Here is a 25,308-nt window from a genome sequence, read left to right on the forward strand (position 1 = left end):
AGGGAATTGTATGATCTTGAAAAAAGGCCTTGCTGCCATGTTGGCAGCGGTTACAGTGTTTGGTCTGGCGGGCTGCGGCGGTTCTGAAGATGCTGCAACAGATGAAAACACAACAGCAAATACTGGTTTTGTAGAAAAGAAGGTAGAACCTGTAAACTTTGAATCCGGCGTAGAATTGACAGATGATTGCTATCATTTCATCTACGCACTGGGGAATGCTCCTGCAACCATCGACGCTGCAAAATTCTTTAAAATGCGTTTGGAACAGGAATCCGGCGGCACATTGAGCTGCGATATTTACACCGACAACGTTCTTGGTTCTGAACGTGAACTGTTGGAAGGCTGCCAGTTTGGTAACTACGACATCGTACTGGCAACAAATGCAACAGTAGCTTCCTTTGAAAATGATATCTTCTGTCTGGATATCCCTTGGCTGTTTGATAACAAACAGCAGGTATATGAAGTTCTGGACGGCCCTCTGGGCGACAGACTGGCAGCAGGCCTGGAAGATTCCGGCTTTAAGCTGCTGCAGTGGCAGGAAAACTCTTTCCGTACCCTGTCCACAAACAAACCCATCAACTCTATGGCAGACCTGAAGGGTATCAAGATTCGTATCATGGAAAATGAACTGCAGCTGCAGCAGTGGAAAAACTACGGTGCGAACCCCACACCTATGGCTTTCACGGAACTGTTCACAGCTTTGCAGCAGAAAACAGTAGACGCCCAGGATAATGGTGCTGAACTGACATGGCAGACAAAATTCTATGAAGTACAGAGCCACTATACATATACAAAACACATCTATTCTCCTTACCTGATCCTGATGAGTAAAGAGAAATTTGATGGCCTGACACCGGAACAGCAGGAAATCGTACTGAAAGTTTCTGATGAAGCAGTTGCTTACGAACGTGAAAGATGTTCCGAATACGAAGCAGTTGCAATTGAAAACATCAAAAATTGTGATTCCATGGAATACAGCGACCTGTCCCCCGAAGCAAAAGCAGAAATGGTGGCAGCTTGTGAAGGCCTGAAGGAAATGGCTTATGAAAAAGTAGCAGATCCTTCTGTTGTAGACCTGCTGTACAGCGAAGTGGAAAAAGCAAAGGCAAAATTCCCTGAGGAAGGTTAAGTTAGGAAAGGGGCGAAAACTATGAAATGGTTTATGAATCATTTGGAAGAATTTTTTATGATTCCACTGATTTTTGCAATGAGTATCATCATCTTCATCCAGGTTGTCATGCGTTACGCATTCCAGAACTCCCTGACATGGTCTGAAGAATTAGCAAGATATATGTTTGTATGGCTGGTATACTTCTCCGTAAGCTATACAGCAAGAAGAGAAAAACATATCCGTATCGACGCTGCGATCAATCTGTATCCTAAAAAAGCACGTCCTTACATTGAGATCCTCAGCGAACTGATCGTTCTGGGCTTCTCCATCTTCATCGCGGTAACAGGCGTAACCGTATTCAATAAGATCGCTTGGTCCGGCCAGATGTCTCCCGCTATGCGTATCCCTATGCAGTTTGTATATGCTGCTCCTATGATCGGTATGGCACTGACAGGGATTCGTCAGATTCAGTGTATCTATAGAAGAGTGAAAGCATTGAAAAATCACGAGGAGGTGGCTGAAGCATGACAGGTACAATTGCTGCAGTAGTATTTCTTACATTGATTGCATGTCTGGTGCTGACAGTTCCCATTGGTTTCTCCCTGGGTATTGCATCTCTGGGCTATATTCTTTACACAAAACAGCTGACACTGGGTTTCATTGCCCAGAACATGGTAACAGGCTGTGACTCCTTCCCTACCATGGCGATCCCCTTCTTCATCTTTGCCGGTGAACTGATGGGCGGCGGCGGTATCTCCAAGAGACTGCTGGATCTGGCCAACGTATTCTTCGGCAGAATCCAGGGTGGCCTGGCTATCGTAACAGTCGTTGTATGTATGTTCTTCGCGGCGATTTCCGGTTCCGGCCCCGCTACTGTTGCTGCGGTTGGCGGTATGGTTATCCCCACAATGCTGGAAAAAGGCTATGATAAAAAATTCGTACTGGCGCTGATCGCAGCGGCTGGTTCCATCGGCGTTATCATTCCTCCCAGTATCCCTATGGTAATTTACGCTGTAACAACAAACAGCTCCGTATCTACTTTGTTCCTGGCTGGTTTCGTACCTGGTATCCTGATTGGCCTGGTACTGATCGCTTACTCCTACTTCTATGCAAAGAAGATGGGCTACAAGGGCGACGATGAACCCTTCAGTGTGAAGAGAGCACTCCATGAAACAAAAGAAGGTTTCTGGGCAATCCTGTCTCCCGTTATCATCCTGGGCGGCATCTACGGCGGTATCTTCACACCAACAGAAGCAGCTGCTGTATCCGTTATCTACAGCCTGATCGTTGGCTGTGTTATCTACAAAGAACTGGATCTGAAAAAACTGATTCAGTGCACAAAGAACGCATGTGAAACAACAGCCTCCATCCTGATCGTTATCGGCTGTGCTGCAGGTTTCTCCAAAGTGCTGACACTGGGACGTATCCCTACTACAGTTGCATCTGCTATGCTGGCTCTGACAGACAGCAAGATCATTATCCTGCTGCTGATCAACGTGCTGCTGCTGATCGTTGGCTGCTTCATGGAAACCCTGTGTGCTATCATGATTCTGGCACCTATCCTGTACCCCGTTGTAACAGCAATGGGCGTAGATGTTACACACTTCGGTATCATCATGGTTGTTAACTTGGCTATTGGCTTCATCACACCTCCACTGGGCGTAAACCTGTTCGTTGCATCCCGTGTAGGGGAAACCACGCTGGATACTGTCATCAAAGGTATCATTCCTTTCCTGGCGCTGATGATTATCACACTGCTGTGTATCACTTATATTCCTGCAATCTCCATGTTCCTGCCTAACCTGATGGGCTAAGGACATTTTGGTAAAAGCTTCTCAAGGAGTTGATTAATATGAGTATTTCGAAAAAAATAATACAAAGTTTGCTGGACTGCGGCATCATTTTGATGACAGCGCTTTGTATGTTCTACTATTACGGTTAAAACTCGATGACCTTCATCTACCCCAATTAGATGCAGCTCATATTGAACTCCGGGAAAGCCCTCGCCTGACAGCAGGCGGGGGTTTTTCGTTTGCCGAAAAACATCATTTGAACCCGTGACATGAGTGCCTGCATGAAATAACGAAAAAGGATCTGTTTGAAACAGAATTTAAATAGAAGAAATTTTATAAGAAATGTTCATAATTTATTAAGAATTTTTTTCAGAGAACCTGTTTTATTTCCTACTTCTGCTATGGTATAATAAATACTTAGTCAAGAAGGAGGTTGAGACAATATGTCTGAAAATAAACAACGCCGTACCAACATCGGCGGGCAGGCGGTCATTGAGGGCGTTATGATGCGCGGAAAAAAAATATACGCAATGGCAGTAAGAAACCCCGAAGGAGAAATTGTCGTTGAGAAAAAGGACTGGGGCGGCCTGGCGAAAAAAGGTATCTTCCAGTATCCTATTTTTCGCGGGATGGCAGCTTTTGTGGATTCTTTGGTAAGCGGTACAAAAATTTTGATGCGTTCCGCAGAGATTGCCGGGGAAGGCTGGGAAGAAGAAGAACTTTCCCCCGTGGAACAGTGGCTGACAGATAAGCTGGGGGATAAGATCAATGATATCCTCATCTATTTTAGTGTGTTTCTGTCTCTGGTGCTGGGCATGGCGCTGTTTTTTGTCCTTCCTGTAGCCATTGGGAATCTCTTTAAGGCTGTTGTCCCTACATGGGGCTTAGGGATTATCGAAGGCCTGATCCGTATCGGTATTTTCCTGGCGTATCTGTGGCTGATTTCCCGGATGAAGGAAATCCGTCGGGTGTTTCAGTATCATGGGGCAGAGCATAAGACCATCGCCTGCTTTGAAAGCGGCAGGGAATTGACAGTGGAAAACGTGCGCCCCTGCACCAGACTGCATAAACGCTGTGGTACCAGCTTTTTGCTGTTTGTCATGCTGATTTCTATGGTAGTGTTTTTCTTTGTCCGCACCGATGTATTTTTTATCCGTTTGGTGACAAGAATCTGTCTGGTGCCCTTTATCGCCGGCATTTCCTATGAAGTCATCCGCTGGGCGGGCAGATCGGAAAGCGGCTTTGTGAAGGTTGTCAGTGCACCGGGGCTGTGCCTGCAGAAGCTGACCACAGCAGAGCCGGACGATAGCCAGATCGAATGTGCCATTGCGGCCATGAAAGGGGTTCTGGAAGATGAGCCGGAAGAATAAAACCCTAGGAGAAGCGTTGAAAGAGGGAAAACTGCGCCTGAAGGCAGCGGGCAAGGAAGCCTATGCCTTTGAGGCGGAAGTATTGCTGGAAAAAGCCGCCGGTCTGAACCGTACGGCTTTATTTTTGCAGAGCGATAAAGTGCTTTCCGGAGAAGAAGCGGAAGTTTATGAGCGGTTCCTTTCGGAAAGAGAGGCAGGCAGACCCACCCAGTATATCCTTGGAATATGGGAATTTATGGGCTTACCTTTCCATGTGGGGGAGGGGGTCCTCATCCCGAGGGGGGATACAGAAGGATTGGTGGAAACCATTTTGGAAATCCAACAGAAAGAACCCATAAAATCCATTTTGGATATTGGTACGGGCAGCGGCTGCATTCCCATTAGCTTGGGAAAGTTCGGCAGCTTTGAAAGCATCATGGCGGTGGATATCAGTCCCAAAGCCTTGGAATATGCCAAGAAAAACGCTGTGGAGAATAAAATAGACATTCATTTTTATGAAAGCGACCTGTTTTCCCATGTGCCCATGGAATGGAAAGGAAAGCTGGACGCCATCGTTTCCAATCCGCCCTATATTCCGAAAAAGGATATTGAAGGGCTGATGACGGAAGTGAAGGACTTTGAGCCCCTCAATGCTCTGGACGGCGGCGAGGATGGTCTGGATTTCTACCGTGCCATTGTCGCGGAGGGCAGAGAATGGCTGCGGGAAGGCGGCTGGCTTTTTTTTGAGATTGGATATGACCAGGGGGAGGCATTGTTATCTCTCCTGCAGGCATTTGGATATACTGAAATTGGACTGAAACAAGACTTGGCAGGGCTGGACAGAGTAGCCTATGGCAAGAAAGTGGAAAGGGGGCGTGAATATGTTTGACCGTTTGGCGGAAATCGAGAATAAATACGAAGATTTGGCGGAGCAGATCAATGACCCTGATATCATTGCCAATCAAACGGAATGGCGAAAGCTGATGAAGGAATACAGCGATATGACACCCATTGTGGAAAAATATCGGGAATATAAAGGGGCGAAAGAAGCCATAGAGGAAAGTCTGCTTCTTCTGGAGGATAAGCTGGATGAGGATTTTCGGGAATTAGTTAAGGAAGAACTGGCAGAAAATAAAGAAAAACTGGAAACACTGAAAAAAGAGCTTACCCTTTTGCTTATCCCCAAAGACCCCAACGATGAAAAGAATGTCATTGTGGAGATTCGTGGGGGCGCAGGAGGCGAGGAAGCAGCATTATTTGCCGGGGATTTGTTCCGGATGTATGCCCGCTATGCGGAACGGCGTAAATGGAAGATTGAAATTATGAATATCAGTGAAAGCGATCTGGGAGGCTTCAAGGAAATTGCCTTTATGATAAAAGGGCAGGGAGCCTATTCCCGCCTGAAATATGAAAGCGGTGTCCATCGGGTACAGCGGATTCCCACTACAGAAAGCGGCGGGCGTATCCATACTTCCACGGTTACGGTGGCAGTTCTGCCGGAGGCGGAGGAGGTAGATGTACACATTGATATGAACGATGTGCGGGTGGATGTATTCCGGGCCTCCGGCAACGGCGGGCAATGTGTCAATACCACAGATTCTGCCGTTAGAATGACCCATATTCCCACAGGTATCGTGGTATCCTGCCAGAATGAGAAATCCCAGCTGAAAAATAAGGAGCAGGCGTTAAAGGTGCTGTATGCTCGGGTGTATGAGCGGGAGCGGCGGGCCCATGACGAGGCCATTTCTGCCGACAGACGTTCCCAGGTGGGGACGGGGGACAGAAGCGAGCGCATCCGTACCTATAATTTTCCCCAGGGCAGGGTGACAGACCATCGGATTGGGCTGACGCTGCACAAGATAGACGCGATTATCGACGGGGATCTGGACGAGATCATGGACAGTCTTGCTACCACCGATCAAATGTCAAAAATGCAGGAGTCTTGAGGGTTTTACCCTCAAACACCCACGAGGGACTTTGTCCCCTCGACCCCTACAAGGGCATGATGCCCTTGACCTCACATTGCAACACCATGTACATGGTGTTGCGGTATCGGGTTCCAAGGGGGTGACCCCCTTGGTGGGTGCTAGAGGGCGAAGCCCTCGAAAAAGGAGTTGTTAAAATATGAAAGAGTTGTGGAATTTGTTTATTACCTTCTGCAGAATCGGCGGCTTCACCTTTGGCGGCGGTTATGCGATGCTGCCAATGCTGCAGAGGGAAGTGGTAGAAAAACGACAATGGGCAACGGAGGACGAAGTGTTGGATTACTTCGCCATCGGTCAGTGTACCCCCGGTATTATCTTCGTCAATACGGCCACCTTCATCGGCTATAAACAGAAGGGCATCCCTGGTGCCATTGCCGCAACGGTGGGCAGTGTGTTTCCTTCCGTTTGTATCGTCATGTTCATTGCGGCGGTCCTGAATAATTTTGCTGAATTGCCTGTGGTCCAGCATGCCTTTGCTGGCATCCGTGTGGTGGTCAGTGTGCTGATTATTAACGCAGTGAAGGGGATGTGGAAGAAATCCATTGTAGATCAATTATGTGTGGTAATTACGGCAGTATCTTTCTTCGTTTCCGTTTGGGTGGATATCTCCCCTGTCTGGATCGTGATAGCGGCGGCTGTTTTAGGCATTGCCGTTTCCGGCGGAAGGGAGGCGAAAAAATCATGATAGATCTTCTGATTCTGATTTTTGAATTTTTCAAGATCGGGCTGTTTTCCGTCGGCGGCGGCTTGGCAACCTTGCCTTTCCTTTATCGTCTGGCGGATAAATACCCCTGGTTTTCCACCAGTCAGATTCCGGATATGATTGCCATTTCCGAATCCACCCCAGGGCCTTTGGGGGTCAATATGGCCACCTATACGGGCTTTCAGCACAGTGGTGTCATCGGCAGCATTTGCGCCACGGCGGGGCTGGTTTTCCCCTCTGTTGTTATCATTATCATGGTTTCGAAGATGCTGGAAAAATTTCGCAGCAATAAATATGTGGACTATGCTTTCTATGGTCTGCGTCCCGCTGTTTTGGGGCTCATCGGTGCGGCGGGCTTTGGTGTTCTCATCGGTGCGTTGTTCCATTCGGCAACGCTGGCGGAGCTGCATCTGTCCAATATTGGCAGCATGATTGGCATAGAGGAATGCGTTCTTTTTGCAGTACTGCTTTTTGCTACAAATAAATGGAAGAAGCATCCGATTTTTTATATTGTGCTCAGCGCCATTGTGGGCATTGTTTTCGCACTATAAAAACGCATGAACATTTCGTCCGTTCCATATCTTTTTATAAAGAAGAGAACGGGGGAAACAATATGACATATTTGATTTGGTTCCTCTTTTGCGGAGGTTACCTGGTTTCTGCATGGGCAGCAAAAAAGCGGGATTCCGCCGAAGCTGCCCTTTGTTTTTTTGATGGCATTTATCTGGCGATGCTCTGCTTTGCCATTTTGCCGTTGGCCATGGGGAATGCTTTTTTCTATGGCGCAGCGGCGCTTTCTGCCGTGGGGGTTGCCTTGGGGCTTTTGGCGGAAAAAAGAATTTCCATGGAAAAAGCCCTGCAAACTGCGATCCTTATAGGATTGACAACAGCACTTTTTTTTCTTGCAGGGAAAGAGCTGACGTGTATGGAGGCGGTTTTCTTAGCTCTTTTCGGCGGCATGGGGCTATATCATGCTTCGGCGGGGGTTTTGCCGGAACCGATCCGCATTGGCAGGGCTCTTTTGAGCGCCGGCGGCTTCCTTTTGGGAACCATATATTTTTCGCCAATCCTGTAAACAGGGATAAAATCCTATGTTATCCCCATTAAAATTTGCCAAGAGGTATTTTTTTTGGTATGATAAATACGTCCGTATTCCATACTAAGGAGCAGAGCGGGAATGTTCATCCCGTAAATTTTTATACACAAAAAAGAGAAACACACCTTTGCAATGAGGGGGTTATTTATGAATTTGGTCAGAAAAGAAGAACTGAAGAATATGATTCGGGAAAACGTGAAAACGCTGTACCGAAAAACATTGGAACATGCAACGGCGGAAGAGTTGTATCAGGCGGCCGTATTTGCAATTCGAGATGTTATCACAGATAAATGGATGAAAACCCATGATGAATATTATGAAAAAGATGTAAAAGTGGTTTACTACCTGTCCATGGAATTTTTGATGGGCCGTTTTTTTGGCAATGCCCTGATCAATCTGGAAATGTTCGACGAAGTGAAGGAAGTATTTGAAGAACTGGGCATTGATTATAATGCAGTGGAGGATGCAGAGCCGGACCCTGGCCTAGGCAATGGCGGCCTGGGCAGACTGGCGGCCTGCTTCCTGGAATCCCTGTCCACCCTGTCCCTGCCTGCTTATGGCTGTGGTATCCGCTACCATTACGGCATTTTCGAGCAGCGCATCGAAAAGGGCTATCAGGTGGAAGTGCCCGATAACTGGCTGGAAAATGGCGACCCTTGGGGCATCAAGAGAAATGAATATGCCGTAGAGGTCAAATTCGGCGGCAATGTGCGGGCAGTGCCTAAGGGAAATGGCGAGTATAAATTTGTACAGGAAAATTATCAGTCTGTTACAGCCATTCCCTATGACTATCCCGTCATCGGCTATGGCAATAATACCGTTAATACTCTGCGCCTGTGGGAAGCAAAGCCCAAGAACAGACTGGATTTGAAATCCTTCAATGAAGGGAATTATCAGAAAGCGGCAGAGGAAGAACTCTTGGCTAGTACACTGACAGACGTACTCTATCCTGCTGATGAGCATATACAGGGGAAAGAACTGCGCCTGCGTCAGCAGTATTTCTTCATTTCCGCAACGGTGCAGAGGGTCATCGCCCGTTTCAAAAAGATGCACACAGATTTTAACGAGCTGCCTAATAAGGTGGCCTTTCAGCTGAACGATACCCACCCCAGCATGGCGGTGGCGGAATTGATGCGTGTATTGGTGGATGAAAACGATTTGCCTTGGGATCAGGCTTGGGAAATCACCAAAAGGGTCTGCGCCTATACCAACCATACCATCATGGCAGAAGCACTGGAAAAATGGCCCATGGAACTGTTCAGCCGTCTGCTGCCCCGTATCTATCAGATCGTGGAGGAGATCAACCGTCGTTTCGTTTTGGAACTGACAGAAAAATATGGCAGCGACCCTGCCAAGATCAGAAAAATGGCCATCATCGCCGATGGGCAGATTCGCATGGCATATCTGGCTATCGTCGGCAGCCATTCTGTCAACGGCGTAGCAGCATTGCATACGGAGATCCTGAAAAATCAGGAGCTGAAGGATTTCTATGAGCTGTATCCTGAAAAATTCAACAATAAAACAAACGGCATTACCCAGAGAAGATGGCTGCTGCACTCCAATCATAAACTGGCGGAGCTGATTACAGAAAAAATTGGCAAGGATTGGATCACAAATCTGGATCAGCTGGAAAAGCTGGTTCCTTATGCGGAGGATGCCGCTTTCCGGGAACGCTTTATGGCAATCAAGAAAGAAAATAAAATTGCCCTGGCGAAATATATCAAAGAGACAAAGGGCATTGAGGTGAACCCCGATTCTATTTTTGATATTCAGGTGAAGCGTCTCCATGAATACAAGAGACAGCTTTTGAATATCCTCCATGTCATTGGTCTGTATAATCAGCTGAAGATGAACCCCGGTCTGGATATGGTTCCCAGAACCTTTATTTTCGGCGCCAAGGCGGCGGCAGGCTATCGCAGAGCGAAGCTTATCATCAAGCTCATCAATGCCGTTGCAGATGTGGTCAATAACGATCCTACTATCCATGGCAAGATCAAGGTGGTATTTATGGAAAACTACCGGGTATCTCTGGCAGAAAAGCTGATTCCTGCGGCGGATATCAGCGAACAGATTTCCACCGCCGGCAAGGAAGCCTCCGGTACGGGGAATATGAAGTTTATGCTGAATGGCGCATTGACCATTGGTACGATGGATGGCGCCAATGTGGAAATCTGCGAAGAAGTGGGCAGAGAAAATATCTTTATCTTCGGTATGAGCGCCGATGAAGTACAGCAGAAATATCAGGGTGGCTATGACCCTTGGATGGTCTATAACATGAATCAGGAAGTGCGGATGGCATTGACCAGCCTCATCGACGGCACCTTTGACCCTGATACCAACCTGTTCCGGGAGCTGTATGATGCCCTGCTGAACGGCTGCGGCGGCAGAGCCGACGAATATTTTGTCCTGGAGGACTATGCAGATTATGCCCGTGCCCATTGGGATATTGACAGAGCATACCGTGATAAGGAAAAATGGGCTAAAATGGCGATCATGAATACGGCAAAGAGCGGCAAGTTCTCTTCTGACAGAACCATCCGCCAGTATGCTGAGGAAATTTGGAAGCTGCCCACGTTAGAAATCCAAATGTAAAATTTTGATGCAGAGAAAGATTTGACATCTGTTCCAATTCCATGTAGAATAGACAATGCAATGAAATATTGAAGACCGCTTGGCGGTCTTCTGGGCACCCGTAGCTCAGGGGATAGAGCGTTCGGCTCCGGACCGAAAGGCCGCAGGTTCGAATCCTGTCGGGTGCAGCGGAGAAACCTTGATTTTTCAAGGTTTCTTTTTTTATGCAGAAAGGCTGTTTTTTCATTTGCGGCTGGCCGTTTTTCTGTCTTTATACTATCATTTGCTTCTGTGGAATATATATGATACGGAAAATATTTCAATCTGCGGCAGGATATCTTTTGAAAAGATGTATAGGGAAAATAGAATTCTTTTCAAAAATATTTCCTGTCTTTTTCTGTTTGAGGGGGCAGCATGATGTCATCGAAACATTTGGGGAATCAGCCCGCTGTTGCGGCATTGTATTTGAGGTTATCAAAAGAGGATATCGACAAAATCAACAGAGGGGATGACAGCGAGAGCATCAAAAACCAAAGATTGCTTTTGACGGAGGAAGCCAGACGGCGGGGCTTTGTGATCGGGGATATCTATTCCGATGAGGATTATTCGGGAACAGACAGCACCAGACCGGCGTTCAATCGTCTGATCGAAGATGCAAAACGCAAAAAATTTAATGCAGTTCTTTGCAAAACCCAGTCCAGATTTACAAGGGATATGGAGGTTTCGGAAAGATATATCCATGGGCTGTTTCCGCTTTTAGGCATTCGCTTCATTGGGGTGGTCGATCATGTGGATACGGATATCAAAGGGAATAAAAAAGCGAGGCAAATCAATGCTTTGGTAAATGAATGGTATGTGGAGGATCTGTCGGAAAACATCAGGGCGGTATATCGAAATAAAATGCACCAAGGGCAATATTTAGGGAGTTTTGCACTTTACGGATATGCCAAGGACAGTACAGATCATCACAAATTAGTGATAGACGAAGAAGCGGCAGAGGTTGTGCGGAAAATCTATCAATATTGTTTGGAGGGCTATGGGGCCCAGAATATTTGTCATCAGCTGCAGGAAGAAGGGATTTTGACGCCGGCTGCATATAAACAGAAGAAGGGGATGAAGTATCATACCCCTTTTCAGCAAAGCGATAAGAAAAACGATCGGCTTTGGAGTCCCACAACGGTCAAAAGGATCTTAACAAATGAAATGTATATAGGAACCCTTGTGCAGGGGCGAGAAAAGAGAATCAGTTATAAAAACAGAAAACAAGCGGCAGTGCCAAAAGAAGAATGGATCAGGATTCCGGAGCATCATGAGCCCATCATAGCGAAAGTGGATTTCTACAAAGCGCAGGAGATCCTGAAGCTGCGGAGAAAGTGTTCTGCTGTTTCAGATAAGCAGAAAAAAGCATATCCATTAGCAGGAAAAGTTTTTTGTAAGGATTGCGGAAACCCTATGCTGCGAACGGGCCCCAAGGGTACGAATCGGAATTATTTGCGATGCAGGCTAGCAGGGAAGTCCAAGGGGGAGGAATGCACCTCCCATAGTATAAACTATTTTGATTTGGAAACGAAAATCCTGGAAGCCTTGCCGCAGCATATGGATGAAATATGTTCTGATGAAAAGAAATACAATGAGATTGCGGAGAGCATCCGGCGGAAAAGAAACAATACGAGGCAGGAACTGCAGGAAGGGCTGCAAAATTGTGATGCAGACAGGGGGGAAGTTGGCGTGTCCCAAGAACAGGCGAGGGAGTTTGTGAAAAAAACTATGATATTTTCGGAATTAACAAATGAATTGGTTTATGAGTTGATCGATTCCGTTGAAATCGGTGAAAAAAACGAGAAAAAAGAACAGGAAATCATTCTACACTGGAAAATTTAAATTTTTCGTTATTTCCCACAGGCACATGGGTGCCGTGACCGTTATCATCATAAGGCTCCCTTTTTCCATGGATCAGATCCCGGAAAGCGATGATGCGGTTTTCCGGCAGGATAAAATCTTCTACAGGAGAAACCCCTGTATCCAGAAAAGCGATGGAGAGCCTCCGTTTGCCCCCGGATGCAGACAGCTCTGCAGAAAAAAGGTGTTTCATCAAAGACATGGCAAGCATCTCCTTTCCTTACTAAAGTATGTGAAAAAGCATTTTTGGGGACTTTGGGGCATACCTTTATTTTAGAAAGAAAAAGGAGAGGATGCCTGTGGCAGAAAAAAACGGAATGGAGATGCTTTCGGCATTGATGGGAGAGCAGGGACAGGATGCTTTGAAGATGATGCAGCGAGTCCAACGGCTGCAGCGGCTCATGGGGCCTGCCGCGACGCCTGCCGCTCCTCCTGTTGAGAAAAAAGAGGAGGTGGAACTGTTCGCCCGTAATCGAAAAGAAAATATGATCACCGCAGCCATCCCTTTTTTGAATCGGGAATATCAGCGAGATTTGTATATTGTTGTCCGCCTGATGGAAATGCAAAGAGTCTTGGGCGGCGGCTTGCTGGAAACAAGGGAGCGGCAGGAAGAACCGCCCCATCTGCGGCAGCGGAAAATGCTGCGGGCGATACAGAAATATTTGCCGACGGAAGAACAAAACCAAATGCAGACCATTTTGAAATTTATGGATATGAAAGAGATCATGGAACGGGAGGGCTTGAAATGAACACATGGGATACCCCGGAGGTGCAGGCTTTGGGAGAGGAACGGCTGCGGCTCATGCGGGAGGCGGCGGAAAAATGCAAGGGCAAAACAGATATGGAACGGTTGGATATTTTTTTGGAATATGGCGAAAAATTATCCCGGGGCGGACAGCTTCCGCCGGAAGAACAGAAAGCCCTGCTGGCGGCGGTGGCAGCAAGCATGCCAAAAGAGGAACAGGCACAATTGGCACAGATCATGGCAATGCTGGGACTGTGACCGTGCAAAAGGGTGACGTTGTGTGTCACCCTTCTTTATTAGAAAAAAGATCTAATAATAAAAATGCCAGCAAAGGGGAAGAACTGCAGGCAGCCGCTTTTTTTTGCGGTGTCTTTTCTGCGGAAATGATGGGAACCGTAGTTTCATGGGCCGGTATTTTTTCCGGCGCGGGTGCAGGCGATTTGCAGGATGGTTTTTCTTCCCGGCTGTTTATATGCCGGGGCTGATTGAAAGGTGCAGGGATTTTTTGGTTGGAATACATGGGAACCTCCAGGGGATTTTCTTTCCTTATATATATGCTTCCAAAAGTTTTTTATGTTTTCGCCTATAAATAAACACATTTTTGTGGTATGATTACCCTAGAGAGGTCTAGGATCAGAAAAAACTCCTGAAAGGAAGCTGTACATGAAGGAGCGAAGAGAACGAAATTTCCGCATATTGGAATTTCGAGAAAATAAATTTGATATCGTTGGGGATGTCCATGGCTGCTATGATGAATTGATGGAATTGATTCAAAAACTGGGCTATGAAAAAAAAGACAGCTGTTATCTTCACCCCGAAGGCAGAAGGCTCATTTCTGTGGGGGATGTGGCGGATAAAGGACATCAGAATTTGGCCTGCCTGAATTTCTGGATCGATCAGGTGAATTTTGGCGGGGCTTTTTGGGTTCACGGAAACCATTGCAATAAACTGTACCGTTATTTTCTGGGCAACCGTGTCCATTTATCCCATGGATTAGAAAACACTGTGGCGGAATTGGACAAGCTTTCCAAGGAAGAGCGGATGGCTTTTCGCAACCGTTATATGCGCTGCTATGAAAGCCAGTGCTTCTATCTGCTGTTGGACAGAAAACAGCTGGCTATTGTCCATGGCGGTTTGCGGTCGGAATCCATTGGAAAATTTTCCAATAAGATTCGGGCGGTCTGCCTTTATGGGGAAACCACGGGGCGGTTCGATGAAAACGGCAAGCCGGAGCGGCTGGATTGGGCGGCGGAATATGACGGGCAGCCCTTTGTAGTCTATGGGCATACGGTGGCGGAAAAGCCAGAGATCATCAATCGTACGGTGGATATTGACCAAGGCTGTGTCTATGGCGGATATTTGACAGCACTGCGCTATCCCGAAATGGAATTTGTGCAGGTGCGGGGGAAAAAATATGCGGAATATCACGGCGGCGGCAAGGTTCCGGAATGAGTGAAGCCAAACAAGCGATGCGGGGGCATCGCTTCTTCTTTTTTCAAAAGGGGAGGAGAGAATTATAATGACACATCTGCTTTTAGCAGTGATTTATTTAGCATTTATCGCCTTGGGGCTGCCCGATTCCCTGCTGGGAAACGGCTGGCCTGCCATGCATCAGGAGTTTGTCGTGCCTCTGTCCTATGCGGGCATTGTTTCTACGATCATTGCCTTGGGTACCATCGTTTCCAGCCTGCTGAGCGATAGGCTGACAAAACGCTTCGGCGCGGGAAAGATGACGGCTGCCAGCATTACTATGACGGCCGTTGGATTGCTGGCCTTCAGTTTCAGCGGGCATTTCTGGCAGCTTTGTTTTTGGGCGATTCCCTATGGGCTGGGGGCTGGCGGCGTGGATGCTGCCCTGAATAACTATATGGCACTGCATTATGAGAGCCGCCACATGAGCTGGCTGCATAGCATGTGGGGGATTGGTGCCACCACAGGCCCTTTTATCATGGGCTGGGCATTGGCAGGCCCCTATTCCTGGCGTATGGGCTATTTCAGCATCGGCGTGATACAGGTGGGAATTGTGATTTTGCTGTTTTTGAGCCTTCCTTTGTGGAAGCAGCGGCAGGTAAATCAAAAGGCGGAATTGACAGAGCCCCTTTCTTTTGGGGATGTGCTTTCCATCAAAGGAGCAAAGGAGATCATGGTGGCCTTTTTCTGCTATTGTGCTTTGGAACAAACCACTGGCCTTTGGGCAGCCAGCTATCTGGTATTCAAGGGCGGTCTGCCTGAGGAGATGGCATCCAGATTGGCAGGGTGCTTTTTTCTGGGTATCACCGCAGGAAGGATGATCAGCGGTTTTTTGACCTTCAAGCTCAGCGATACCCAAATGATCCGGCTGGGCATTATCATTGTTTTTATTGGCCTGGCAGGGATTTTGCTGCCCTTTGGCGGCAGCGGAACCATTTTGGGGCTGATTTTGTTGGGGTTGGGGTGCGCACCTATCTATCCCAGTATTGTCCATTCGATTCCCGCTTTTTTCGGGGAAGATAAATCCCAAGCCGTTATGGGGATGCAGATGGCCGGGGCTTATGTGGGGCTGTGCGTCATGCCGCCGCTGTTTGGCCCTATCGCCAACCATATCAGCGTGGGGCTTTTGCCCTTTTATCTGCTGGCAATCGCCTTGGTGATGGCAGCCAGCCATGAGCGTTTGCAGAAAAAGACACAATAAAAGATATCATCCTGTGGAAAGTCCTCTTAAATAGAGGGCTTTTTCATTTGCAAAAGAGAAAAAGCGCTGGGAATGTTTTTCTGGAAAAAAGAGGATTTTCAAGGGAAACGGCGTATTCTAACAGTAATAGGAGAAATTTGTACTTTAGTATACGAAGGAGGGAAAGCTATGGAATTACGGCAGTTTCAGGAGGAATTGGAAGAAAAAATGCTGGGGCAGTATGCTGCCAAAAGCGTGAATACCAAAGGACGGCAGAGGGAAGAAGAAAAATGTGATATCCGTACGGATTTCCAGCGGGACAGAGACCGTATCATCCATTGCAAATCCTTCCGCCGCATGAAGCATAAGACACAGGTGTTCATTTCCCCGGAAGGCGACCATTACCGTACCCGCCTGACCCATACCCTGGAGGTTTCCCAGATTGCCAGAAGCATTGCCCGGGCACTGCGGCTGAATGAGGACCTGACGGAGGCTATCGCTTTGGGGCACGATCTGGGGCATACGCCCTTTGGCCATGCCGGGGAACGGAAGCTGGATGAGCTTTGCAGGGAGACCGGCGGCTTTGCCCATAATGAACAGAGCCTGCGAGTGGTGGAACGGCTGGAAAAAGACGGCCGTGGGCTGAATCTGACCTGGGAGGTGCGGGATGGCATTTTGAACCATCGCACCAGCGGCAGCCCGGCCACCTTGGAAGGGAAGATCGTACAGCTTTCTGATAAAATCGCTTATACCAACCACGATATCGATGATGCCATCCGGGCGGGCATGCTCCGTTCCCGGGATATCCCCAGAGAGATCGTTGCCCGTATCGGCACCCGTTCCAGCAGCCGTATCAATGCCATGGTGCGGGATACCATCCAGAGCAGCATGGGGCTCAACGATATCCGCATGAGCGAGGAAATGCGGAAAACATTGAAAGACCTGCGGGCGTTTATGTTCAGGCATGTTTACGCCAGCGATATCGCCGTTGCGGAGCATAAGAAGGCAGAAAAGATCATTGGGGATCTGTTTGATTATTATTTGGAATACCCGGAAGAAATGTCCTCAGAATTTCAGGCATTGCTGGAGGATGGCGACCCTGTGCGGCAGGTGGTCTGCGATTATATCGCCTGTATGACAGATCGCTTTGCCGTAGCAAAATATAAAGAGCTGTTTATTCCTCAGGAATGGACGGTTCTTTGAGCATTTGCAATAGAAAAAAAGGAAAAGACATGGGGAAAGTCTTACTGCATTTTGCACAAAGTTTGAAAAAGTCAAGGGGTTTTTGCATTTTTTTTGTTCATCCCTACAAAATGTATACAATAGAGAAGGAATTTTCGCAAAAATGTCGAATTAATAGGATAAAAGGAAGTGCAATAGCTTCCTTTTCCGTTGTTGAAAGGGAGGTGGTTTGATGCGGTATCCGAGAGAGGTCATCGATGAGGTGCGCCTGCAGAATGATATCGTTGAAGTCATTTCCCAGTATGTTCCATTGAAGCAGAAGGGCAGTTCCTACTTTGGGTTGTGCCCTTTTCATAACGAAAAGACGCCGTCCTTTTCCGTCAACAGCGAAAAACAGTTTTATTACTGCTTTGGCTGCGGTGCGGCGGGGAATGTGTTTTCTTTCCTGATGGAAATGGAAAACTGTGATTTCCCCGAAGCTATGAAGCGGCTGGCGGACAGAGCTCATATCACTCTGCCGGAGCCGGAAAAAAACGCTCAGGCCATTGCTGCAGAACAGCTGAAACAGAGATTATTCGATATCCATAGCACCGCAGGCAGGTTTTTCTATGATTGCCTGCAGGGGGCGGAGGGAAAAGAGGCGAGGGCCTATCTGCAAAAACGGCAGATGGACCCCAGAATCGCAAGAAAATTCGGCATCGGCTATTCCCCCGACCGTTATGATGCCCTCTTCAAGCATTTGCAGGAAAAGGGTTTCAGTGTATCAGATATTTTGAAAACGGGGCTGGTGCTGGAAAATAAAGATGGCAAAGGCTATCATGACCGTTTCCGCGGTCGTTTGATGTTCCCCATTTTTGATGTACAGGGGCGGGTCGTCGGCTTCGGCGGGCGTATCCTTGCCAAGGGGGAACCGAAATATCTCAACTCTCCTGAAACCATTCTGTTCAGCAAGAGCAGAAACCTTTACGGACTGAATTTTGCCAAGGCGGCAAGGAAACGGGAGTTGATCTTGGTGGAAGGCTATATGGACATGCTTTCCATCTATCAGGCGGGGTTCCACAATGTTGTGGCATCCTTGGGTACGGCTTTCAATCAGGAGCATGCCAGGACATTGAAGCGTTTTGCCGATGATGTCATCCTGCTCTATGATAGCGACGAGGCCGGAACCAACGCCGCACTGCGGGCAATCCCCGTGCTGGTGAAAAATGGGTTTCGCGTGAAGGTTACCCAGGTGCCCGATGGGAAAGACCCTGACGAATTTATCAAGGCAAAGGGCGCAGCGGAATTTTCTAAATTATTAGTCAATGCTGTGCATTATATATCCTTCGAGATTGCTTGTATCCAGCGGAAATATAATCTCAAAAACCCCGAGCATCGGGTGCGCTTTGCCACCGAAGCGGCGGAGATTTTGGCGAAGCTGGACAGCGAGATCGAACGCAACGTCTACCTCGGCGAGGTCAGCCGGGTCACAGGCGTGGAAGAAGAAGCCATTCGCAGTGAGATCAGAAAACTGGTGCGAAAAGAGGAGGAGGCTTTCCAAAAGGAAGCGGAAAGACGGCAGCAGAATTTGAAGACTTACAGCATAGAGGGCAGGAAAACAGAAAAAGGGCTGATAGAAGCCCAAAGAAGTTTGTTATACTATTGCGCCCAGCATCAGGGCGTATATGAAACGCTCAAAACGATTTTGGCGGAGGATGATTTCACGGAAGAAGTCTTTCGCAGAGCCTTCGGCTATATTGGCGAGCTATGGAGCGCCTCAGGCCATGTGTTCCCGGCCGATCTGGTCAGTTGTTTTGAGGAAACAAAAGAGCAAAAAATGGCGACAGAGATTTTTGCAGTGCAGCTGCCCACGGAAAATGGGGCGGATATGGAAAAAGCCATCAATGAACAGGTGCGGCGGCTGAAACGGACAAAAATCGACCATCTGATGGCAAATGCTGCCACAGTGGAAGAGATTCAAAGGCTGGTCGAAGCCAAGAGAAAACTGGATTCCCTGTATATTACCATTTGATATGGTTAGACTATATGAACAGAGAAAGGAAGGATTGCGTTGAAATCCGTCGAAGAAACAACATTATTGACCAGACTGGAAGAATTGGTCCAGATGGGCAAAAAGAAAAAAAGTGTATTGGAATATAAGGAGATCATGGATCATCTGGCGGATTTGGACTTGGATCCTGACCGTATCGATCGTATCTATGAATATCTGGAAAGCCAGGGGATCGATATCCTTGGGAATATTGAAGCAGAAGAAGAGGTTGAAAAAGAGCTCGACCTGACATTGCCCGAAGGCATCAATATCGATGACCCTGTGCGTATGTATCTGAAAGAGATTGGTAAAGTTCCTCTGCTGACGGCAGAAGAAGAGATTGAACTGGCGAAAAAGATGGAAGAAGGCGGCCCCGAGGGGGAAGCGGCAAAAAAGAAGCTGGCAGAAGCCAACCTGCGTCTGGTTGTCAGCATCGCAAAAAGATATGTTGGGCGCGGCATGCTCTTCCTGGATCTGATTCAGGAAGGGAACCTGGGGCTGATCAAAGCCGTTGAAAAATTTGACTTCCATAAGGGCTTCAAATTCTCTACTTATGCGACATGGTGGATCAGACAGGCCATCACCCGTGCCATTGCGGATCAGGCCCGTACCATCCGTATTCCCGTGCATATGGTAGAGACGATCAATAAGCTGATTCGTATTTCCAGACAGCTGCTGCAGGAACTGGGCCGTGAACCGACCGCGGAAGAATTGGCTGTGGAAATGCAGATGCCTGAGGAAAAGGTAAGGGAGATCATGAAGATTGCTCAGGAACCCGTTTCTCTGGAAACCCCTATCGGCGAGGAAGAGGACAGCCATCTGGGTGATTTCATCCCCGATGATGATATTCCTGCCCCTGCGGAAGCAGCAGCCTTTACCCTGCTGAAAGAACAGCTCATCGAGGTGCTGGATACTTTGACAGAAAGAGAAGAAAAGGTACTGCGCCTGCGGTTTGGGCTGGATGACGGCAGAGCAAGAACGCTGGAAGAAGTGGGCAAGGAATTTAATGTTACCAGAGAACGTATCCGCCAGATCGAGGCGAAGGCTCTCCGTAAGCTGCGCCATCCCAGCAGAAGCAAAAAATTGAAGGATTACTTGGAATAATTAAGAGGATAAAAGAGGGCGGACATGTATTTGTTGCGCCCTTTTTTAAATGAATTTTATCCTTGCAAAAGCGATAGTTTTTGCGAATAAGGATGCAGGGATAGGAGCACCGCCAAGATTAGGCGGCGGCGAAGCCGTCTTCCCGAAGGGAAGATGCTTTGACCAGATTTCCCTGCTGGGGTATGGGGGAAAGCCCTGCAAAAAAGGAGGAACTATGGAACTATCGAAACGATTGGAGCTGGTGGCAGGCCTGGTGTCCTATGAAACCATTGCGGATATTGGAACAGACCATGGCTATGTTCCCATTTATCTATATAAAAAAGGGAAGATCAAGAAAGCCTATGCCTGTGATGTGCGGAAAGGCCCCTTGGAAAAATGCAGACGAAATATTGCCCTTTATGGGGCGGAAGGTATCATTGAGACAAGGCTTGGCAGCGGGCTGACCCCTCTGCAGCCCTATGAAGCGGAAACAGCCATCATGGCAGGCATGGGCGGTATGCTCATTGTACATATCCTGCAGGATAGCCCAGAGGTGGCGGCAAGCCTGAAAGAATTGGTGCTTTCCCCCCAGCGGGATTTTGGCGAGGTGCGGAAATATCTCCATGAAATTGGATTCTCCATCGCTGAGGAGCATATGTTGAAAGAGGATGGAAAGCCTTATGTCATCATGCGCTGCGAGAGGAAAGAAGAAAAATATGACAGGGAGATCGATTATCTCTATGGCAAAAAGCTTTTGGAGAAAAAAGACCCCTTGTTGAAGGAATTGTTATTGCACGAAGAAGGAAAATACAGCCGTCTTTTCAACAATCTGAAAAATAACCCCACGGAAAACGCTCAAAAGCGTTTGCCGCAGGTGGAAGAAAAGCTGGCTCTGATGAGGGAGGCATTGGCATGTCTGTAAAAGTGAAAGATATCATGGGCGTGATGGAGACTATCGCCCCTGCGAAGCTGGCGGAGGGCTGGGATAAGCCCGGTCTGGCTATTGGCGACCCGGAACGGGAGGTCAAAAAAATTTTGGTGGCTCTGGATGTGATCGAGCCTGTTATCGAGGAAGCAAAACGTATGGGGGCGGATATGATTATTACGCACCATCCTATGCTTTTGTTTCGCAAAGTGGAAAGCATTACGGCGGATAACCCCTTGGGCAGGCGCATTTTTGCATTGATTGAAAATGGTATTGCGGCTTTCTCCGCCCATACCAATCTGGATGTGGCAGAGGGCGGCACCAATGATGTGCTGGCAGAGCTGGCAGGGCTGGAAAATATTGAGATTCTGGAGGAAACCTGGGCGCAGGAACTGAAAAAAATCGTGGTCTACGTTCCCGTGGGCTATGAAGAGGCAGTACGCAGTGCTATGTGTGAAGCAGGTGCAGGCCATATCGGCGCCTATTCCCATTGCACCTTTGGCGCCGCAGGGAAAGGTACTTTCCTGCCTTTGGAGGGGACAAATCCCTTCCTGGGAGAGCAGGGCAAGCTGGAATCTGCCGACGAAATCCGTCTGGAAACCATCGTTCCTGCAGAAAAGGTCAATGGGGTAGTAAAGGCGATGCTTGCTGCCCATCCCTATGAAGAAGCGGCCTATGATATTTACCCCGTGGAACAGAAGGGCAAAAAAGAGGGCATCGGCCGCATTGGTGAGCTGCCAGAAGCCGTACCTTTCCGGGAATTTGCGGCAATGCTGCGGGAAAAGCTGCAGCTTGACCATATCCGCCTGGTGGGGGATGGAAATAAAATGGTAAAACGTGTGGGCCTTTGTACCGGCGCAGGGGTGGAATTTATCGGCCTTGCCAGCGCAAAGGGCTGTGATGCCTATCTGACGGCAGATATCAAATACCACGAAGCCCAGAAAGCTGTGGAGCTGGGGATTGCTGTGGCAGATGTGACCCATTATGCCAGCGAAGTGCTGATCGTGCCCGTGCTGCAGAAAAAGCTGACAGAAGCGGCAGAAAAAAATGGATGGAAGATTGAAGTTGTCTGCTCCAAGGAAAATGGGCAGACCTTCTGGAACCTATAAGGGGATACAGGAACCGATGAGAAGGAGGCGTATCAAGTGGAAACGAATAAAATAAACGTAATGGGAAAAGAAATGCAGATTGCCGAAGGGATGACCTTTGGCCAGCTGGCAAAAGAATTTCAGGGGGAATTTCCTTCTGCGATTCTACTGGCAAAGCAGGGAAATATATTGAAAGAATTGGATTATGAAATTACAGATGCGGATGATATTTCTTTTCTTGATCTGCGGGATGAAGAGGGGATGCGGGTATATCATCGGGGTGTTTCCTTTTTGTTGGTGAAGGCGGCAAAGGATATCATTGGCGAAGATGCCTTGGTTGTAATCGAACATTCCCTCCGCGGGAATCTGTATTGTGAAATCCGCAAGCCGGCTGTGGCAATTACGGAAGAACTGCTGGCAAAACTGGAAAATAAAATGAAAGAATATGTGGCGGCAGATATACCGATTTTGAAACGTACCTTCCGTAGAGATATTGCGATCGGCATTGCAAAAAAGCAGGGGATGGAGGATAAGGCGGAACTGCTGCGCTTCCGCCGTGCTTCCAATGTCAATTTGTATGAGCTGGATGGGTTTTATGATTATTTCTACGGGTATATGCCCTTTTCTGCCGGTGCGCTGCAGCTATTCGGGCTGATGCCCTATGAAAATGGTTTCCTGCTGCGTTTTCCGGACCCTGAAAATCCCGCCGTATTGCTGCCATTTCAGGATTCCCCTAAAATCAGCGATGCTTTTATGGAACAGATGCGTTGGTGCCAGTTGATGGAGGTACGCAATGTAGCAGAATTGAATAATACCATCGTCCATGGAGATTTTGGGGAATTGATTCGCATCAATGAAGCCCTTCATGAAAAGAAAATTGCAGAAATTGCCGATCAGATTTATCATAAAATGGATAAAGTGAAGGTGGTTCTGATCGCAGGGCCTTCTTCCTCCGGGAAAACTTCCTTCGCAAATCGCCTGTGCATCCAGCTGCGGGCCTTGGGCGTAAAGCCCCACAAGGTTTCTTTGGATGATTATTTTATCAATCGGGAGGATACCCCGCTGGATGAAAATGGCAAGAAGAATTTCGAGCGTATTGAGGCCCTTGACCTGAAGCTGTTGAACAGTGACCTGAAAAAAATCATCGCAGGGCAAAAAGTGGAATTGCCTTTCTATAATTTTGTGACAGGCAAACGGGAATACAACGGCGATTTCCTTCAGTTGGGAGAAGGAGAAATTCTGGTGATGGAAGGGATCCATGGCCTGAATGACCGCTTGACACCGGAAATTCCTGCGGAAAATAAATTTAAAATTTTCATCAGTGCTATCACCCAGTTAAATCTGGATGACCATAACCGCATTTCTACTTCTGACAGCCGTTTGATCCGCCGGATGGTGCGGGATTTTCAGTTCCGCGGCAGAAGCGCGGCAACGACTATTTCCTCTTGGAATGAAGTGACCCAGGGCGAGGAGGATAATATCTTCCCCTTCCAGGAAAATGCCGATGCAGTGTTCAATTCTGCCACATTGTATGAACTGAGTGTACTGAAACAGTATGCGGAACCCCAGCTTTTCGCCATCGACCCTTCCATGCCGGAATATGTGACAGCGAAACGGCTCATCAAATTTTTGGGTTATTTCCTGGCGGCGCCGGGGCTGGAAATCCCCAATAATTCCCTCATCAAGGAATTTGTCGGCGGCAGCTGCTTTAAGGTTTGACAGAAAATTTGAAATAGAGTATAATATTAATCCGTGAGTAAGCCGGACAGTCGCGCTCAGCAGTACTTTGTACCGCAGGAGTGAGGAAAGTCCGGGCTTCGCAGAGCAGGGTGCCGGCTAACGGCCGGCGGAGGCGACTCCAGGACAAGTGCAACAGAAATAGGTAGCCTGCCTTGGCAGGTCATAATGGAAAGGTGGGGTAAGAGCCCACCGCTGTGGTGGTAACATCATGGGTCAATGTAAACTCCGCCCGAAGCAAGACAAACAGAGATAATGGGGCTGCTCGTTCCGTCTCGAAAAAGTCGCATGATGCCGCTGGCAACAGCGGACCAAGATAGATGGCTGTCTGAAAAACAGAACCCGGCTTACAGGCTTGCTCACTTCTTATTTTAAAAACCTTTGGCGTGCAGAAGCTTTCTGTGCGCCTTTTCTTTTTGGAAAGCAGAGAGGTTCAAGAGCCCCCTTGCAGAGGGAGAGTCTTTTCAATTTTCCGAAAGAGGAGTATAATAATGATGAATCTTTGATATGAGGTGATACATATATGAATGAATTTGTAAAAAAGATGCTGGAATATAACCGTGTATTCGTTGAACATGGATTATATGAAAAATATGAAACGACAAAATACCCTGATCGTAAGATCGCCATTCTTGCCTGCATGGATACCCGTATGACGGAGCTGCTGCCTGCGGCGCTGGGGCTGAAAAATGGCGATGTGAAGCTTATCAAAAACGCCGGCGGCCGTGTGATGCACCCTTATGGCAGTGTGATTTTCAGCCTGCTGGTGGCGGTGTATGAATTGGGTGTGGATACTGTCCTTGTCATTGGACACGATGACTGCGGCGGCAGATTGCTGGATCCTAAAGAAATGATTGCAAAAATGAAAGCCCGGGGCATTACCCAGGAAGCCATCGACCATGTGGATGAAAACCACAAAAATGTGGAACAGTGGCTGACAGGCTTCGGCGATATTTATGATTCTGTCCAGAGTACGGTGGATGCCATTGAAAACCATCCCCTTCTGCCCAAGGATTTGGAGGTTCTGGGCTTTATCATGGACCCCCATACCGGGGCTATGCGTGCTATCTAAGTTTGCGAAATACCAATTTCTTAATTTTTTAGGAGATTGGTATTTTTTTATTGACAAATGAAACATACAAGTGTATGTTATATATAAGTAAACATACAAATGTAGGTGAATGGGGTGAAAGAATGGAAAAACAAAAATTACCGGATACGGAATTGAAGGTGATGCAGGTCATCTGGCACAGCGAAACGCCCATCAGTACCGCTGCCATTCGGGAAGAATTGCAAAAGGAACGCCCGTTGTTAGAGCCCAGTTGAAATAGCCATTTAGAGCCCAACAGATTTAACCAATTT

24 protein-coding genes, 1 tRNA gene and 1 other RNA gene are annotated in these 25,308 nt (G+C 47.8%); 25 read left to right on the plus strand and 1 reads right to left on the minus strand.

Features of this window, described 5'->3' with window-relative positions:
- Nucleotides 1–10: 10 nt before the first annotated feature.
- The 12 genes from ACI39P_RS07315 (at nucleotide 11) to ACI39P_RS07370 (ending at nucleotide 12,489) form a co-directional block, all read left to right on the plus strand.
- Nucleotides 11–1,129 carry a TRAP transporter substrate-binding protein gene (locus tag ACI39P_RS07315; protein ID WP_439720013.1) on the plus strand — a complete coding sequence of 373 codons (1,119 nt, stop codon included), beginning with the start codon at nucleotides 11–13 and terminating at the stop codon, nucleotides 1,127–1,129.
- Between the two features lie 21 nt (nucleotides 1,130–1,150).
- A complete protein-coding gene (locus ACI39P_RS07320) occupies nucleotides 1,151–1,639 on the plus strand; it encodes a TRAP transporter small permease subunit (RefSeq protein WP_439720014.1) in 489 nt (162 codons plus the stop codon).
- On the plus strand, nucleotides 1,636–2,925 hold the full coding sequence (locus tag ACI39P_RS07325; RefSeq protein ID WP_439720015.1) for a TRAP transporter large permease subunit: 1,290 nt from the start codon (nucleotides 1,636–1,638) through the stop codon (nucleotides 2,923–2,925). Before ACI39P_RS07320 ends, ACI39P_RS07325 begins: the two co-directional genes overlap by 4 nt.
- A gap of 422 nt (nucleotides 2,926–3,347) precedes the next feature.
- Entirely contained in the window at nucleotides 3,348–4,274 is a 927-nt protein-coding gene (locus ACI39P_RS07330) for a DUF1385 domain-containing protein (RefSeq protein WP_439720016.1), read from the plus strand.
- The gene (prmC, locus tag ACI39P_RS07335) at nucleotides 4,258–5,142 is read left to right on the plus strand and encodes a peptide chain release factor N(5)-glutamine methyltransferase (protein ID WP_439720017.1); all 885 of its coding nucleotides are present in this window, start codon (nucleotides 4,258–4,260) and stop codon (nucleotides 5,140–5,142) included. The genes ACI39P_RS07330 and prmC overlap by 17 nt, the downstream gene beginning before the upstream one ends.
- Entirely contained in the window at nucleotides 5,135–6,199 is a 1,065-nt protein-coding gene (gene prfA / locus ACI39P_RS07340; protein ID WP_439720018.1) for a peptide chain release factor 1, read from the plus strand. Before prmC ends, prfA begins: the two co-directional genes overlap by 8 nt.
- A gap of 178 nt (nucleotides 6,200–6,377) precedes the next feature.
- Nucleotides 6,378–6,923: a chromate transporter gene (locus tag ACI39P_RS07345; protein ID WP_439720019.1), complete on the plus strand. Its 546-nt coding sequence runs from the start codon at nucleotides 6,378–6,380 to the stop codon at nucleotides 6,921–6,923.
- Nucleotides 6,920–7,492, plus strand: coding sequence for a chromate transporter (locus ACI39P_RS07350; RefSeq protein WP_439720020.1), 573 nt, complete (start codon nucleotides 6,920–6,922; stop codon nucleotides 7,490–7,492). The genes ACI39P_RS07345 and ACI39P_RS07350 overlap by 4 nt, the downstream gene beginning before the upstream one ends.
- A gap of 62 nt (nucleotides 7,493–7,554) precedes the next feature.
- On the plus strand, nucleotides 7,555–8,016 hold the full coding sequence (locus ACI39P_RS07355; protein ID WP_439720021.1) for a hypothetical protein: 462 nt from the start codon (nucleotides 7,555–7,557) through the stop codon (nucleotides 8,014–8,016).
- Nucleotides 8,017–8,184: 168 nt separating this feature from the next.
- Nucleotides 8,185–10,629 carry a glycogen/starch/alpha-glucan phosphorylase gene (locus tag ACI39P_RS07360; protein WP_439720022.1) on the plus strand — a complete coding sequence of 815 codons (2,445 nt, stop codon included), beginning with the start codon at nucleotides 8,185–8,187 and terminating at the stop codon, nucleotides 10,627–10,629.
- A 94-nt stretch (nucleotides 10,630–10,723) separates the two neighbouring features.
- Nucleotides 10,724–10,796 (plus strand) — tRNA-Arg (locus tag ACI39P_RS07365).
- 229 nt (nucleotides 10,797–11,025) lie between these two features.
- Entirely contained in the window at nucleotides 11,026–12,489 is a 1,464-nt protein-coding gene (locus ACI39P_RS07370) for a recombinase family protein (RefSeq protein WP_439720023.1), read from the plus strand.
- Here the strand turns inward: ACI39P_RS07370 and ACI39P_RS07375 are convergent.
- Nucleotides 12,467–12,709, minus strand: coding sequence for a hypothetical protein (locus ACI39P_RS07375; RefSeq protein ID WP_439720024.1), 243 nt, complete (start codon nucleotides 12,707–12,709; stop codon nucleotides 12,467–12,469). The genes ACI39P_RS07370 and ACI39P_RS07375 overlap by 23 nt on opposite strands.
- A gap of 97 nt (nucleotides 12,710–12,806) precedes the next feature.
- On the opposite strand from ACI39P_RS07375, the gene ACI39P_RS07380 reads away from it, so the two are divergent.
- From ACI39P_RS07380 to ACI39P_RS07440, 13 genes are all read left to right on the plus strand, one after another.
- Nucleotides 12,807–13,256 (plus strand): hypothetical protein, encoded by a 450-nt coding sequence (locus tag ACI39P_RS07380; RefSeq protein WP_439720025.1) that lies wholly within the window; start codon nucleotides 12,807–12,809, stop codon nucleotides 13,254–13,256.
- Nucleotides 13,253–13,510, plus strand: coding sequence for a hypothetical protein (locus tag ACI39P_RS07385; protein WP_439720026.1), 258 nt, complete (start codon nucleotides 13,253–13,255; stop codon nucleotides 13,508–13,510). Before ACI39P_RS07380 ends, ACI39P_RS07385 begins: the two co-directional genes overlap by 4 nt.
- Before the next feature lie 405 nt (nucleotides 13,511–13,915).
- Nucleotides 13,916–14,704, plus strand: coding sequence for a metallophosphoesterase (locus ACI39P_RS07390; RefSeq protein ID WP_439720027.1), 789 nt, complete (start codon nucleotides 13,916–13,918; stop codon nucleotides 14,702–14,704).
- 67 nt (nucleotides 14,705–14,771) lie between these two features.
- Nucleotides 14,772–15,923 (plus strand): MFS transporter, encoded by a 1,152-nt coding sequence (locus ACI39P_RS07395; RefSeq protein WP_439720028.1) that lies wholly within the window; start codon nucleotides 14,772–14,774, stop codon nucleotides 15,921–15,923.
- 168 nt (nucleotides 15,924–16,091) lie between these two features.
- A complete protein-coding gene (locus tag ACI39P_RS07400) occupies nucleotides 16,092–17,105 on the plus strand; it encodes a deoxyguanosinetriphosphate triphosphohydrolase (RefSeq protein ID WP_439720029.1) in 1,014 nt (337 codons plus the stop codon).
- A gap of 211 nt (nucleotides 17,106–17,316) precedes the next feature.
- The gene (gene dnaG, locus ACI39P_RS07405; protein ID WP_439720030.1) at nucleotides 17,317–19,095 is read left to right on the plus strand and encodes a DNA primase; all 1,779 of its coding nucleotides are present in this window, start codon (nucleotides 17,317–17,319) and stop codon (nucleotides 19,093–19,095) included.
- Nucleotides 19,096–19,134: 39 nt separating this feature from the next.
- Entirely contained in the window at nucleotides 19,135–20,217 is a 1,083-nt protein-coding gene (gene rpoD, locus ACI39P_RS07410) for an RNA polymerase sigma factor RpoD (RefSeq protein WP_439720031.1), read from the plus strand.
- A 214-nt stretch (nucleotides 20,218–20,431) separates the two neighbouring features.
- The gene (locus ACI39P_RS07415; RefSeq protein WP_439720032.1) at nucleotides 20,432–21,118 is read left to right on the plus strand and encodes a tRNA (adenine(22)-N(1))-methyltransferase TrmK; all 687 of its coding nucleotides are present in this window, start codon (nucleotides 20,432–20,434) and stop codon (nucleotides 21,116–21,118) included.
- The gene (locus tag ACI39P_RS07420) at nucleotides 21,109–22,230 is read left to right on the plus strand and encodes a Nif3-like dinuclear metal center hexameric protein (RefSeq protein ID WP_439720033.1); all 1,122 of its coding nucleotides are present in this window, start codon (nucleotides 21,109–21,111) and stop codon (nucleotides 22,228–22,230) included. Before ACI39P_RS07415 ends, ACI39P_RS07420 begins: the two co-directional genes overlap by 10 nt.
- A 36-nt stretch (nucleotides 22,231–22,266) precedes the next feature.
- Nucleotides 22,267–23,928 (plus strand): uridine kinase family protein, encoded by a 1,662-nt coding sequence (locus ACI39P_RS07425; RefSeq protein ID WP_439720034.1) that lies wholly within the window; start codon nucleotides 22,267–22,269, stop codon nucleotides 23,926–23,928.
- Nucleotides 23,929–23,962: 34 nt separating this feature from the next.
- An RNA gene (gene rnpB / locus ACI39P_RS07430) (RNase P RNA component class A) lies at nucleotides 23,963–24,312 on the plus strand.
- Nucleotides 24,313–24,469: 157 nt separating this feature from the next.
- The gene (locus tag ACI39P_RS07435; RefSeq protein WP_439720035.1) at nucleotides 24,470–25,018 is read left to right on the plus strand and encodes a carbonic anhydrase; all 549 of its coding nucleotides are present in this window, start codon (nucleotides 24,470–24,472) and stop codon (nucleotides 25,016–25,018) included.
- Nucleotides 25,019–25,140: 122 nt separating this feature from the next.
- Nucleotides 25,141–25,272 carry a hypothetical protein gene (locus ACI39P_RS07440; RefSeq protein WP_439720036.1) on the plus strand — a complete coding sequence of 44 codons (132 nt, stop codon included), beginning with the start codon at nucleotides 25,141–25,143 and terminating at the stop codon, nucleotides 25,270–25,272.
- Nucleotides 25,273–25,308 lie beyond the last annotated feature (36 nt).

The sequence above is a fragment of the Anaerotignum sp. genome (assembly GCF_051877975.1).
GTDB lineage: Bacteria > Bacillota > Clostridia > Lachnospirales > Anaerotignaceae > Anaerotignum_A.